This is a genomic window from Micromonospora sp. NPDC049282, from assembly GCF_043197045.1.
Classification (GTDB): Bacteria; Actinomycetota; Actinomycetes; order Mycobacteriales; family Micromonosporaceae; genus Micromonospora.
In genome coordinates, this window is the sequence record NZ_JBICSL010000011.1 from 140,733 (window position 1) to 153,947 (window position 13,215).

Annotated in this window: 11 protein-coding genes; 4 read left to right on the forward strand and 7 right to left on the reverse strand. The window is 74.0% G+C overall.

Features of this window, described 5'->3' with window-relative positions:
* Positions 1 to 157 precede the first annotated feature (157 nt).
* The 6 genes from ACGFI2_RS19080 to ACGFI2_RS19105 are packed head-to-tail and all read right to left on the reverse strand — an operon-like array spanning position 158 to position 8,150.
* Complete coding sequence (locus ACGFI2_RS19080) at positions 158 to 1,762, reverse strand: lipopolysaccharide biosynthesis protein (RefSeq protein ID WP_393518532.1); 1,605 nt, start codon at positions 1,760 to 1,762, stop codon at positions 158 to 160.
* Complete coding sequence (locus ACGFI2_RS19085; protein WP_393518535.1) at positions 1,732 to 2,595, reverse strand: sulfotransferase family protein; 864 nt, start codon at positions 2,593 to 2,595, stop codon at positions 1,732 to 1,734. Before ACGFI2_RS19085 ends, ACGFI2_RS19080 begins: the two co-directional genes overlap by 31 nt.
* A 17-nt stretch (positions 2,596 to 2,612) precedes the next feature.
* Positions 2,613 to 3,818 carry a hypothetical protein gene (locus tag ACGFI2_RS19090; RefSeq protein ID WP_393518538.1) on the reverse strand — a complete coding sequence of 402 codons (1,206 nt, stop codon included), beginning with the start codon at positions 3,816 to 3,818 and terminating at the stop codon, positions 2,613 to 2,615.
* Positions 3,818 to 5,308, reverse strand: a complete 1,491-nt coding sequence (locus tag ACGFI2_RS19095; RefSeq protein ID WP_393518541.1) for an O-antigen ligase family protein — start codon at positions 5,306 to 5,308, stop codon at positions 3,818 to 3,820. Before ACGFI2_RS19095 ends, ACGFI2_RS19090 begins: the two co-directional genes overlap by 1 nt.
* Positions 5,305 to 6,306, reverse strand: coding sequence for a DUF3048 domain-containing protein (locus ACGFI2_RS19100; protein ID WP_393518544.1), 1,002 nt, complete (start codon positions 6,304 to 6,306; stop codon positions 5,305 to 5,307). Before ACGFI2_RS19100 ends, ACGFI2_RS19095 begins: the two co-directional genes overlap by 4 nt.
* Positions 6,303 to 8,150, reverse strand: coding sequence for a Wzz/FepE/Etk N-terminal domain-containing protein (locus ACGFI2_RS19105; RefSeq protein WP_393518547.1), 1,848 nt, complete (start codon positions 8,148 to 8,150; stop codon positions 6,303 to 6,305). The genes ACGFI2_RS19100 and ACGFI2_RS19105 overlap by 4 nt, the downstream gene beginning before the upstream one ends.
* Positions 8,151 to 8,651: 501 nt before the next feature.
* Between ACGFI2_RS19105 and ACGFI2_RS19110 the strand changes: the two genes are divergently transcribed.
* From ACGFI2_RS19110 to ACGFI2_RS19125, 4 genes are read left to right on the forward strand one after another with little or no spacing between them, the layout of a single operon-like run.
* Positions 8,652 to 9,128 (forward strand): UDP-N-acetylglucosamine--LPS N-acetylglucosamine transferase, encoded by a 477-nt coding sequence (locus ACGFI2_RS19110; protein WP_393518550.1) that lies wholly within the window; start codon positions 8,652 to 8,654, stop codon positions 9,126 to 9,128.
* The gene (locus ACGFI2_RS19115) at positions 9,128 to 9,706 is read left to right on the forward strand and encodes a glycosyltransferase (protein ID WP_393518553.1); all 579 of its coding nucleotides are present in this window, start codon (positions 9,128 to 9,130) and stop codon (positions 9,704 to 9,706) included. Before ACGFI2_RS19110 ends, ACGFI2_RS19115 begins: the two co-directional genes overlap by 1 nt.
* The gene (locus tag ACGFI2_RS19120) at positions 9,703 to 10,701 is read left to right on the forward strand and encodes a sulfotransferase family protein (protein ID WP_393518555.1); all 999 of its coding nucleotides are present in this window, start codon (positions 9,703 to 9,705) and stop codon (positions 10,699 to 10,701) included. The genes ACGFI2_RS19115 and ACGFI2_RS19120 overlap by 4 nt, the downstream gene beginning before the upstream one ends.
* A complete protein-coding gene (locus tag ACGFI2_RS19125; RefSeq protein WP_091061636.1) occupies positions 10,698 to 11,612 on the forward strand; it encodes a glycosyltransferase family 2 protein in 915 nt (304 codons plus the stop codon). The genes ACGFI2_RS19120 and ACGFI2_RS19125 overlap by 4 nt, the downstream gene beginning before the upstream one ends.
* Positions 11,613 to 11,666: 54 nt before the next feature.
* Here the strand turns inward: ACGFI2_RS19125 and ACGFI2_RS19130 are convergent, their stop codons facing one another.
* On the reverse strand, positions 11,667 to 13,154 hold the full coding sequence (locus ACGFI2_RS19130) for a hypothetical protein (protein WP_393518559.1): 1,488 nt from the start codon (positions 13,152 to 13,154) through the stop codon (positions 11,667 to 11,669).
* Positions 13,155 to 13,215 lie beyond the last annotated feature (61 nt).

Sequence of the window (13,215 nt, forward strand, 5' to 3'; positions counted from 1 at the left end):
ACCTCTCCCCAGGATGTCGCCGGTCGACGAAGGCAGCCCTGGCAGACCTCCCCGAGGCGACGGCCAGCCGGGCGGGCAGGCGACCCCTGGCACTCTACCCGTGCCGAGTCCTGTCCGCCGGACCCCGAATTCTCGACGGACCGCGCGGACGCCGGTGTCAGGGCCGGGCGGCCATTCCCGCGCCGCCCCCGCGCCGCAGGCTGCGGAGCGCGTCGAGGTGCAGCGTGCCCCGCCAGCGCCAGGCCGCCGCCACGTAGGCGGCGCCACCGGCCAGCGTCAGCGCGACGAGCACCAGCGGTGCGGCGTCGAACAGGACGGCAAGCCCGAGCGGCAGGCCGAAGCAGGCGAGGCCCAGCGTCATGGCGACCCGGCTGCCGCGCCCGAACGGGTGCAGCCGCAGGGACCACCAGAGCTGCGCCAGCGGCACCAGGTTGTTCACCAGGATGGCACCGGTCCAGGCCAGCGCCGCGCCGACGATGCCGTGGCGCGGGATCAGCACGAGGTTGAGCACCACGTTGAGGACCGTGGCTGCCATCGCGTTGTAGAAGGTCCACGCGGTGCGGCCGGCCATGTTGAGCACCACGTCCACCATGCCGCACCCGGTGGCCACCAGCATGACCAGCGAGAGCAGCACCACCACGGACTTACCGGCGCCGTAGCCCGAGCCGAACAGGGCCAGCATCGGCGCGGCGAAAGCGGCGAAACCCAGATAGATCGGCCAGGACAACAGCACCAGCCAGCCAGTGGCGACCTGGTAGAGCTGACGCGCCTCGTCGTGGTCGGCGCGCGCGAAGGCCGCCGCCATGCGGTGCTGCACCGAGCTGCCCAGGGCCGTCCCGGCGAGCTGGCCGAGGGCCAGGAACCGGGTGGCGGCGGTGTAGAGGGCCGCGTCGGCCGGCCCGCGCAACGCGCTGAGCAGCACGATGTCGAGCCGCTGCACCACGATCGCGGCCAGCGTGCTCAACGCGCGGGGCCCGGTGAACCGCCAGAACGGACCGATCTGCTCGGCCGCCGGCACCGGACTCGGCACGTCGCGCTCGGCCCGGCGGACGAGCCGGCGGAGCCAGAGCAGGCCGGCGGCGGCCGCGAACAGGTAGGGCAGCGCCCATGCCAGCGGCAGTGCGCTGGTGGCGGAGAGGCCGAGCCAGGCCGCCACGGCGACCGCGACGAACTGCACCAGGGTCCGGCCGAGCCGTTCCACGGTCAGCAGCGGGCGCATCTGGCCGAAGCCCTGGCAGGCGGCGACGGCGTAGTCGTTGAGCGCGGCGAGCGGCACGAACGCCAGCAGCACCCGCAGCGCGGTCACCGCGCCGGGGCCCGCCTCCGGCATGGTGAGCCGCGCCAACGCGGGGGCGGCCAGCCAGCCGGCCACCGCGAGCAGCGCCCCGACCACCAGGACCGGCACGAGACCCACCGCGATCGTGCCGCGGATCCGGTCGCGTCGGTCGAGCGTCCGGTGCCGGCTGACGAAGTAGATGGTCCCCACGTCGGTGCCGAGCCGGGCCGCCGAGGCGGCGATCATGAACGCGCTGGTGGCGGCGAAGAACATGCCCGCCTCGCGGACCGACCAGGCGCGGGTGATGACGATGTTCAGGCCGAAGCCGGCCACCGCGGCCAGCCCGACCCCGACCAGGTTGGCGAAGCCCTGACGTGCGGCGCCGCCGAGACCGGCGCCGGACGCGCCGCCGGCCGGCGCCTCCGCCGCGCCGACCGCCTCAGCGTCCGCCCGGGTCACCGCCGCCACGACGGCACGCGTCCCCACCAGGTGGCCAGCCGCTCGTCGTACGGGGCGAAGTGGTCCTCCAGCCGGGCCCGCAGCTCGGCCGACATCGGCGAGCGGGACCGCGAGTTGTGCTTGCCGAAGGCGATGTCCGCCCAGCGGGGCAGCTCGAGGAAGTCGCAGACCGCGTCGAAGGAGGGACGCGGGTCCGCGAAGAAGTCGTCGCTGTCGATGACGTGCAGCCGGTCCCGGCCGACCAGCGCCTCCAGCCGCTCCACCTGCTCGATGTAGCGCCCCCGGGCCAGGTAGGCGTTGTGCTGGAGGTGCTCGCTGGCGTACGACGGGTCGGCGGTCATCCGCTCCCGCTGGCCGGCCGTCCGCTGCTCCTCCAGCGCCAGCGCCCGCTCGAAGTCCGCCTCGGTCTCGAAGCCCCGGGCCAGCTCGTGCGAGTGCGCCGAGTAGGCCCGCTCCACCGGGTCACGCAGCAGCACCAGCAGCTTCACCGACGGCAGGTCCTTGGCGATTCGCTGCCCGGCCAGCGGGTGGAACATGTAGTAGGGGCTCGACTCGCCGGTGATCCCGCGTACGCCGAGCTGCTCCTTGACCGCCTCCGCCCTGCTCGTGGTGGGGAAGTGCCCGAGATACCAGCTCATCCCCCGGCGGTAGTGCATGTCGAAGTAGTGCACGCCCTTGTGGTAGGCAGGCGGCAGCACGCCGGGGTGCTGCGAGAGCGTCTTGAACAGCGAGGTGGTGCCGCAGCGCTGCGCCCCCACGATCAGGAATCCCGGCACCATCCGTGAGCCCGCGGTCAACCGACCGACCGTCCGGCTCACCGACTTCACCGCGCGGAGCGCCTGCTCCCTGGCCACCGTCACGTCCCCACTCCTCACTCTCACCGGGCCCGGCGGGCCAGGTGCTCCTCGACGGCAGGCAGCAGCCAGGTGTCGACGTGCCCCAGTCGCGCACCCGCCTCGGCCTGCCGGTCCCGCAGATAACGCGCCGCCAGCTCCACCAGGTAGAGCACGGCGACCAGGTCGGCGCCCCCGCCGGCCTGGCCGAACGGCGCGAGCGTCCGGTCCGCGCCGGCGATCAACGCCCGGGCGGCCTCCAGCGGCTCCACCCCGTCGTGGCTCATCGCGCCCTGCACCGCCAGGTGCAGCGCGTCGTAGCCGGCCGGCACGTCGGCTTCGAACCGTTCCCAGTCCCAGACCAGCACCCGGCCGTCGGCCAGCACCGCGCTGTTGCCGCCGTTCCAGTCCCCGTGCCAGGCGCCGAAGGCCACCACCGGGTCGGCGTCCGCGACCGATGCGAGTACCGCGCGCAGCCGCCCGGCCTCCGGCCGGTCACCCAGCGCGTCCACCGCGGCGGCGAGCCGGGCCGCGTGCCCGCTCCCCGCCCACGACCCCTGCTGTACGCCGAGACAGCCGGCGACCGCCACCATGGCGGCCCGTTCCGCCTCCGCCGCGTCGGCCGGGGTGGCCCGGGGCAGCCGCACCGGAAGCGCCTCCTGCACCAGCAACGCGTGCCCGTGCCACTCGCCGTGGTGGCGTACGCCGGCCAGCACGACCGGGCCGAGCGGCACGCCGGCGAGGCGGCGCAACGCGGCGGCCTCGGCGTCGACCAGGGCCCGGGTCAACGGGTCGACGCCGAGTTTCGCGTAGCCCAGGGCCCGGCCGTCCGGCGCGAGCAGTTGCAGCACCGGCTTGCGGTTGGCCCGGGCCGGCCCGATGTGCAGGCTGACCAGCGTCGGTTCGCCGAGCACCTCGGTCAGGTAGGCGTCCAGCCCGCTGCCGTCGACCACCAGCCGGTCGCGGAACACCATTGGCCCCAGCCCGAGCCGGAACGCGGTGGCCAGCCCTTGCCGGACCAGCTTGGCCTTGCGGCCGACCGCCTCGGTGGAGTGCCGCACGGCGCCGGCGGCGGCCCGGCCGGAGCCGGTGGGCACCAGCAGCCGGGGGCGGGCGGCGGAGGGCACCACCACCCAGCCTGGGCCGCCCCGGCGCAGGGCGGGCGCGGCCGGCTCGGGCCAGATCAGGCCGGCCAGCTCACCGAGGTAGGCGGAGCGGCCGTCGCCGTCCGGGGGTACGCGGAACACCATCAGCGGTCACCGGCTGCTTCCAGTCGGGCCCGTAGCCCGGCGATCGTGCCCTTCGGTGGCGTCGGCGCGAGCGCCCGGCGCAGCCGGTCGTTGCGGGCCAGCAGGGCGACGGAGATCAGGGCGTAGGCGAGGGTGGCTTCCAGCGCCCCGTAGGTGAACTGGAAGAAGAGCATGAGGATGATGACGAGCGTGCCGGCGATGCCGATGGCGCTGTTGTCGCGCCGGTAACGCCAGAGGCAGTAGAGGAAGAAGCCGTTGTAGGCCAGCGCGCCGACCCACCCCTGACCGATGAGCAGCGCCCAGAGTTGGCCGTTGCTGCCCAGCTCCCGGTTGCCGCACTGCTTGCAGTCGTCCGACTTGCCGATGGCGATGGACCGGTTGCTGCCGATCAGCGCCCGGTTGCCGCCGTAGCCGAGGATCGGCGAGTGGTTGGCCGCGGTGACCGCGCCGGCGGAGAGGGTGGCGCGGATGTCGTCGCTGTGCCCGTTCTGCAGCCGTTCGTCGAAGGTGCGGCCGAGCGGGGTGGCGACGACCAGCACGCCGATCAGCCCGACCGCCAGGGCGAGCCCGCCGAGCACCACCATCCGGCCACGCAGCGCGAGCCGGATGGCGACGTAGACCGCGGCGATGCCCAGGCCGACCCAGAGCCCGCGGTTGAGCGAGTAGACGATCGGGAAGATCGCGGCCAGCGCGATCGCGATGCCGAGCAGGCGCCGCACCGGCCCGCCCAGCACGACCCAGCCGACGATGAGCCAGATCAGCAGGATCGCGATGTTCTCGCCCCACGAGTTGGTGTACTCGAACGGCGCCGAGGGGCGGGGCGACTCGCTCTCCCCGGCGAGCACCTGCTGCACCTGGGCGAACCGCACGTCCATCAGGGAGGCGACGTAGGGCTGGTTGGCGATGCCGGGCGGCAGCAGGTAGTTGAGCGGCGCGACGAAGCCGAACGACGGCAGCAGCGAGCCGAGGTAACCGCCGATCACCGTGACCACGGCCATGAAGCCGAAGAGCCGGATCACCCGGCGCTGCGACAGCTCCCGCTCGCGCAGGTTGAACACGTAGACCATGACCACGGTGAGGGCCACGTAGTTGGCCAGCCAGATGCCCCACCCGAGGTATCGGCCGCCACCGGCCGGCGGCAACGTGTTGGGCGCCCGGAGGCCGAGCATCATCACGGAGAGGAAGATCCAGAGCAGCAGGACCAGCCAGATGCCGAAGCCCGGCGGCACCTTGACCGAACCCCGGCGGCGCAGTTGCACCGCCATCGGCACGGCCAGCACGACGAAGATGAAGGTGGACACCCCGAGCATCCAGGCGACCGGGTAGAGCACGAACGCCGCGCTCAGCGGCCAGGCGGGCGACAGTCGGAACGACGGAGCCGTCGGCCGGACCGGCGCCCGGGCCGGGACGACGCCACCCACCACCGGGGAGCCCGTCGGCGGCACCGGCGCGAATCCACGGGTGGGCTCGTTCGGGGCGAGGGTGCTCATCCCAGCGTGACCCGCGCGGTGCTCGACACGTAGATGACCCAGGCGTTGCCCGGCTGCGGGTGCAGCAGGCCCCCGTCGACGCCCACCACGTTGCAGACCATGTCCTGGCCCGGCTTCCGCCAGCTCCCCTTGGCGCCGGAGGGGCCGGAGACGGCGACCGCAGCGCCCTGGCCGAAGACCTTGGCGGACGGCAGCGAGCGGGGTGACGGCTTACGGACGTCCAACGTGCGGTATTCGGTCGTCAGCACCACCACCGACGTCGCGGCGACGGTCGCCTTGCCCACCCGGGTCGTCCACACGGACTTCGCCGCGTCGAATCGCCACACCATGGGTGGACCACCGGGAACGCTGACGGTGAGTTGCCGGGCCGGGGCGAGGTCGCTCCCGGCCAGCGCGTCACCCGGGGTCGCGTAGTCCAGCACCGAGGTCGGCGGCGGAGCGGCCTTCGGCGCCGCCCGCCAGAGCGCCGCCGTCGAGGTGTAGTCCCCGGAGAACGCCTTGTCGTCGTCGTCGGGCGTGACCCCGGCGAGCTTCGAGTCCTTGAACTGGGCCAGGAAGCCGGTGGGGCCGCCGTCGTAGCCGACGAACGGGCGCAGCACGGCGACCGACCGGATGTCCATCGGGCGGATCTCGGTGACCGGGCCGACCTTGGCCGCGTCGCGGGAGTGGTACACCGCGGTCAGGTGGAGGGAGTCGGACTCGGCGAACTCGGCGTAGACCACGTCGGCCGCGTCCAGCCCGGCCGGGGTGGTCGACGGGCTCACCCGCAGCGGCACCGCCAGGGCCGGCCGGGTGGCCACCGCCGGTGAACCGGCCGGCACACCGGTGAGCGGGGCCGGCGGCAGGCTCGGGGCGGCGCTCGTCGCGGTCGTCGCGGGCGCGGTCCCCGGCTCGACTACCTGGACCCCACCCGACTTGGGCTGGGGCTGGCACGCCGTCAGGAGGCAGGCCACCATGATCGGCCCGACGGCGGCGCGGAGGATCTGCCGGCGACTCACCCCAGGTCCTCGCCGGATTCCAGGGCGTAGCTGCGGCCGTCGCCGTCACCGCGGGACCGGTAGGTCCCGCCGCCGCCGTTGACCGGCATCGGGTTGCTCGGCGTCGACGGCTTGCGCGGCGCAGGCGGCTTCACCGGGGTGGAGGACGCCGTGCCCGACGTCGGCCCGGGGGTGGCCGGCTTGGCCGAGGCGCCGGTGCCGGACGGCCGCATCCGCGGCAGCACCATGGTGGACTCGGCGGACGGGCCGGGGCTCGGCCGCGGCTTGGGCCGGTTCGTCTGGTTCGTGGGGTTCGGCGTCGTCGTCGTCGGCGGCGTCGGCCGGGTGGCGCCGGCCGGCGCGGCGGGCATCCGCGGAGCCAGCACGGCACCGAGCACCGGCGCGTTGACCTGCTCGAACTGCTGGAGCGCGGCGGTGATCTCGACGCTGCGGGTGCGCCCGGTCTCGGCCACCACGATCACCGCGTCGGCGTACCGGCCGAGCGCCTGCGCCTCCACCGCGTGGGTGGGCTGGGCCGTCTCGATCAGCACGTGATCGAAGCGCGCGGTCAGCTCGTGCAGGATCTCCAGCAGGCCGGCGACCGGCAGCTCGACCTCCGCGTCCAGGTCGCCCGGGACGAGCACCCGGAGCTGGCCGAGCCCCGGCACCGGCGCCAGCGCCTTGAGCGCCGGCACGTCGCGACGGAGCACCGAGGCGAGGCTGTGCCGCCCCTCGGCCACCCCGGTGATGCTGCTCAACGCCGAGTCCGGCTTGGTGGTGATCAGCGCGACCTGCGCGCCGGTGCGGGCGTACGCGGCGGCCAGGTTGGCGGCGACGAACCCGGCTGCCGTGCCGGCCGAGCCGTCGCAGAGCAGGAGCTGGCGACCGCGACCGGCCTGCGCCGGCTCGGGCACCGCGGAGAGCAGGACGTTGCGCAGCCGGCCCAGCTCACGGGAGATCTTGTGGGACGCCGGCAGCACGGACAGCGACGGGGTGCGGGCCGGCAGCTCCAGGAGCAGCGGCAGGCCGACCCGGTCGGAGATGTCGCGGCCGCGGCGGACCCGGTTGTCGAGGCGGTCCAGCACCAGGGCCAGGACGATGCCGAGCAGCAGACCGGCGCCCATGCCGCTGGCCAGGTTCAGGGTGCGGTTCGGGGAGCTGGGGTGGTCCGGCAGCCGGGCGTCCGAGATGATCTCGCCCGGGTCGATGGCGGCCGAGATCAGCGGGCTGAGCCGGTTGTTCAGACCGCTGAGCTGGTTGGTCAGCACGTTCTGGTCGGCCTCGGCGCGCTGGCGTTCCGGCGAGTTGGAGGGGGCGGCGGCGATCCGCCCGGCGACGTCGTTGAGCTGCTTCTTGACCTGGTCGATCTGCTGGGTCAGGGCCTTGGTCTCGTTCTCCAGGGTCTTCTGCGCGGTCGCCTTGCGCAGGTCGAGGTAGGCCTGCGCGAACGCGTGCGAGCCCGACTGCGCCTCCTCGGGGCTGGTCGCCTCGTAGGCGACCTGGAGGATCTGGCTGTTCGGCGGGACGGTCACCGTCACCGACTTGACCAGCTCGTCACCGCCGGTGCCGACCTTCATCAGGTCCTTCGCCCGCTCGGCCACCACGAGCGAGCGGACCACCTGCGCCTCGGTGTCGAGGTTGACCTTGGAGTTCGGGTTGTTCTCCGACCCGGAGCTGAGCGGGCGTACCAGCAGGGCGGTGGTCGAGGTGTAGCGCGCCTCCTGGAGTTGGCTCACCGCGAGGCCGCCGGCCAGACCGAGGACCGCGGCGAGCAGGAGGATCCACCAGCGGCGGCGCAACCAGCCCAGGTAGGCCATCAGGGCAAGACCGTCGGCGTCGTTCTCGGCCAAATGGGGTGAGGGCATGAGTGTCTGTCGCTCCCTTTCGACCGAGCCGGGCAGTCCCACGGCACAGCTGGAACTGACCGTGACTTCGAGTGTCCCCGATCCGAACGTTGAGGGAAAGTCTGCTCACGTTCCGGTAAGCCTGCCCAGGTGTGGGCAGCCCGCGTAGAGATGGCCGACCGTCGCTGGCCATTCGGCGGGTTCCCGGCAGCGGGCCCGACCTGCCCCCGGGAGCCGACGTCGCCGCCGGCTCGCGTGCGGAGCGGTGACGGAATCCTGACACATCCCGCCGCGACGTGGTCGGCCCGGCCCACCGCCCCGGGGGCACCCCGACTGACCTGCCGGCTCCCACCGCCGGACGGATCCCGCCGGCGGGAATCCCGAGGTGGCCCGACCGGCGGGCCGGGATCCGTCCAACGGCCCCTTCAGTTGTCCAGGGGCGCGCCAGTAGGTTGTCAGGGCGCGTCCGAGGGTCATTCACGTAAATCCGGACGCGATCACACGCGTACGGGAGGAAACGTTGTGGTGAGCGGGTCAACCGACGGCGCGGGGCAGGTCCTGCTGGTCGGCTCCAGCGGCGGGCATCTGGCCCAGCTGCTGGCGCTGGAACCCTGGTACCGGGATCGACGCCGGGCCTGGGTCACCTTCGACACACCGGACGCCCGTTCGCTGCTCGACGGCGAGGACGTGATCTGGGCCCACCACCCCACCACCCGCAACGTCAAGAACCTGGTCCGCAACGCGTTCCTCGCGCTGAAGGTGATCCGCCGGCGCCGGGTGGACGCGGTGGTCACCACCGGCGCCGGGGTCGCCCTGCCGTTCGTGGTGGCGGCCCGGCTGCGCGCGATCCCGACGGTCTACATCGAGGTGTACGACCGGATCGACAGCGCGACGCTGACCGCCCGGCTCTGCCGGCCCTTCCTCTCCGCGATGCTCGTGCAGTGGGAGGAACAGCGCCGGATGTACCCGGAGGCGACCGTCGTGGGGAATCTCCTCTGATGGCACACATCCCGCAGCAACGGGACCGGCGGTCGGTGCCGTTCGTGCTGGTCGTGGTCGGCACCGACGTGCACCGCTTCGACCGACTCGTCGGCTGGCTGGAGCGCTGGCACGCCGCGCGACCCGAGGTGCGGCTGGTCCTCCAGTACGGCCACAGCCGGCCGCCGGCGCTGCCCGAGGCCACCCCGTTCCTCGGCCACGAGGAGCTGCAACGCGCGATGGCCGAGGCCACGCTGGTGGTCAGCCACGGCGGCCCGGCCACCATCACCGAGGCCCGGCGCACCGGCCACCTGCCGATCGTGGTGCCCCGCGACCCGGCCCACGACGAGCACGTCGACAACCACCAGCAGTTGTTCTCCCGGCGGCTCGGGGCGGCCGGCATGGTCCGGCTCTGCGAGTCCGAGGCCGAGCTGCTCGCCGCGCTCGACGAAGGGCTGGCCGAGCCGGCCCGCTTCGTCCTGGCCGCCGACCCGGGGCGGCCGGACCCGCGTGCCGAGGCGGTCGCCCGGGTCGGCGCCGTGATCGACGACCTGGTGGCCCGCCGGGTGCGCCAGCGGGCCGGCGGGCGGCGCGGATGAGCGCCCCGGAGTCCCCGCAGCCCCGCGTCCTCTTCGTCGGCGGCCTCGGCCGCAGTGGCTCCACGCTGCTGGAACTGCTGCTGGCGCAGAGCCCCGACGTGTGCGCGGTCGGTGAGGTGGTGCACCTCTGGGAGCGGGCGCTCGGCGCCGACGAGCGGTGCGGCTGCGGCGAGCGGTTCACCGCCTGCCCGTTCTGGCAGCAGGTCGGTGAGCAGGCCTTCGGCGGCTGGTCCGCGGTCGACCGCGACGACGTGCTGGCGCTCAAGGACCGGGTCGACCGGACCCGGCACATCCCCCGGCTGGCGAAGAACTCGCTCCCCCCGGAGCAACTCGCCGACGTCCGTCGCTACGCCGACCTCTACACCCGGATCTACCGGGCCGCGCTCGCGGTGACCGGCGCGCGGGTGGTGGTCGACTCCAGCAAGCACGCCTCGCTCGCCTTCGCGCTGAGCTGGGCCGACGACCTCGACCTGCGGGTGCTGCACCTGGTCCGGGACAGTCGGGCGGTCGCGTACTCCTGGGGCAAGCAGGTGCGCCGGCCCGAGGTGGTGGACGGCGAGGACTTCATGCCGACGTTCTCGCCGTTCGAGGTGAGCAAGCTGTGGACCGCGCAGAACGCCGCGTTCCACCTGCTCGCAGCGCGGGCGAAGGTGCTCCGGCTACGCTACGAGGACTTCACCGCCGACCCGGCCGGCACCGTACGCCGGCTGCGCGACTTCACCGGCCTGCCGGACGACCCGGCGGCGCTGCGCATCCTGGCGGGCGGCGCTTCGGACACCTCGGCCGAGCCGGCCGAGCCGTTCCGCGCGCACAGCGTCGCGGGAAACCCGCTGCGGTTCAGCGGCGGCCCGCTGACGGTACGGCGGGACGAGGCGTGGCGGGACCGCCTGCCGCGCCGCAGCCGGGCCGTGGTCAGCCTGGCCACGCTGCCCCTCCGAGTCCGCTACGGCTACCTGGGCCAGCGGGGATCCGACGAGTCCGTGGAGAGAGCATGAGTGGGCCGAGCATCTCGGTGGTCGTACCGACGCGGGACCGTCCGGAGCTGCTGCGCGCGGCGCTCGACGCGATCCTCAGCCAGGCGCACCCCGGCCTGGTCGAGGCGATCGTGGTCTACGACCAGTCCGAGCCGGACCGGTCGCTGGAGTCGGACCGGGGCGACCGGCGGGTCCGGGTCATCACCAACACCCGTACCGCCGGGCTGGCCGGTGCGCGCAACACCGGCATCGAGGCGGCCACCGGCGACTGGGTGGCGTTCTGCGACGACGACGACGAGTGGCTGCCCGGCAAGCTGGCCGCCCAGTTCGGCGCGCTCGACGCGCACCCGGACGGCGCGCTGGTGAGCTGCGGCATCCGGGTCAGCTACGACGACCGTACGGTGGACCGCTCGCTGGACCGGGCCCGGATCTCGCTGGAGGCGCTGCTCCGCGACCGGCTCACCGAGCTGCACCCGTCCACGTTCCTGATCCGGCGGGCCGCGCTGCTCGACGCGATCGGCCTGGTCGACGAGCAGATCCCGGGCAGCTACGCGGAGGACTACGAGTTCCTGCTCCGGGCCGCCCGGTACGCCCCGCTGGTCAACGTGGAGAGCCCGTACGTGCTGGTCCGCTGGCACAAGCGGTCCTACTTCGCGCAGCGTTGGGAGACGATCTCGACCGCGTTGCAGTGGCTGCTGCGCCGCTATCCCGAGTTCGCCACCGTGCCGCACGGCGAGGCGCGGGTGGCCGGCCAGATCGCCTTCGCCCAGGCGGCGATGGGTAACCGGCGGGACGCGGTCCGCTGGGCCCGGCGCACGCTGGCCCGCAACCCGAAGGAGCCGCGCGCCTACCTGGCGCTGGCCGTGGCGAGCCGGGCCGTGCAGGCCGACCGGGTGCTGCGCACGCTGCACAAGCGCGGCCGGGGCATCTGAGACGGTGAGGGGCGGGCGACCCCAGGTCGCCCGCCCCTCACCGCGCTCGGCCGGTCAGGCCACGCAGAACGACTTCCACGCCTGGATGCTCGGCTGGTCGAGCAGGCGGAAGTCGCCGTAGCTGACGGCGTTGTTCCAGTAGGCCACGAACTCGGGCCGCTTGCCGTTGATGTAGCTGGTCATGGATCGGATCCATGCCGCCCGTCCGGTGCCGGCGTCACCGGGCAGCAGGTCGCTGCCGGTCTCCGCCAGCCCCCACGGCTTGCCCAGGGCGCGGGACTTGTCGACCATGCGGTCGAAGACCTCGGCCGGGGGTGCGTAGCGCTTCCACTTGACCGCCCAGTTGTAGCAGTCCCACCCGAGCGTCTCCACGAGGTCGCTGCCGGGATAGAAGGCGTCGAAGCTGCGGCCGGACTTCGGGTCGACCGTCCAGCACATCAGGATGACCGTGTTGATCAGCTTCGGGTTGTTCGCCCGGTTGGCCATCCCGGCGATCCGGCGCCAGGCCTGCTTGTACTGGGCGGCGGTGAACGAGCCGCGCTCGACGTCGTCCTCCGGCTCGTGGAAGTAGGCCCAGTAGACGTCGTGGTCGCGCGGGATGGAGGCGAACCAGGAGGTGAGGCGGGCGTCGTACTTGCCCGCGTTGACCTCCTGGGGCGGCGCCTTGAAGGAGACGACCACGGTCCGGTCGACCACGTCGCTCCGGCTGCCGTTCCAGGCCGGGGGCAGGCCGGGGTAGAACACCCGGGCCATCCGCAACCGGCCGATCGTGCGGTCGGAACGGGACAACGCCTGACTGAACGTCTCCCCGTTCTGCGGGTCGACCGAGGCGCCGGGCAACGTCAGCCGGGTCCCGGAGAAGCCGTTCGCGTTCGCGCTCGTGGACGCCGACGGCTTCACGGCGGGCTTGCCGCCGAGGCCCTGGGCGGCGCTCGGGGAGGCGGCGCCGGGTGCGGCGGGGGTGCCCAGGCCGGCCGACGGCCCCGGCCCGGCGGTGGCCGGCACCTGGCCGGCCTGCGGGTTGGTCGCGTCGGGCCGCAGGGCGGCCACCGCGACCCCGCCGCCGACCATGGCCAGCGCCACGGCCGCCGCGAGCACCATCCGCCCGCGCCCTCTGGCCCCGCCGGGCGGCGGGCCGGGTGCGACGGGCGGGCGCGGCGGCTGTCCGGGGCCGCCGACACCCGGTCGGGTACGCGGACCGGCCGGTGGGCCGCCGGCCGGCGGCCCGGTCAGCGTGGCGGTCGTGGTCGCCGCCTCGCCCCAGCCGGCCCCGGCGGCACGCGGCGCGCGGTCGATGCCGGCCGGGTCGTATCCCGGCCAGCCCTGGTCGGCGTCCGTCCACGGCTGGTCCGGGTGGCCGTGGCCGGGCAGCTCGCGCTCCGGCCAGGGCAGGTCGTCGCGGACCTGCGGTGGCACCGGCGGTTCGCCCCGGGCGTCGGGCCAGGGCAGCGCGAAGCTGTCCGACTCATGCGAAATGTCCTGCCCCGGCCACTGGCCGGTCGGCTGCCCGAAGGCGGTGTGCGGGTCTCGGTCGGCCGGCATGGCCCTCCCTGGCTGTCGGCGGCCCGTGTCGTGGGCTCAGGTCGGACGCGCATTCCCGCCC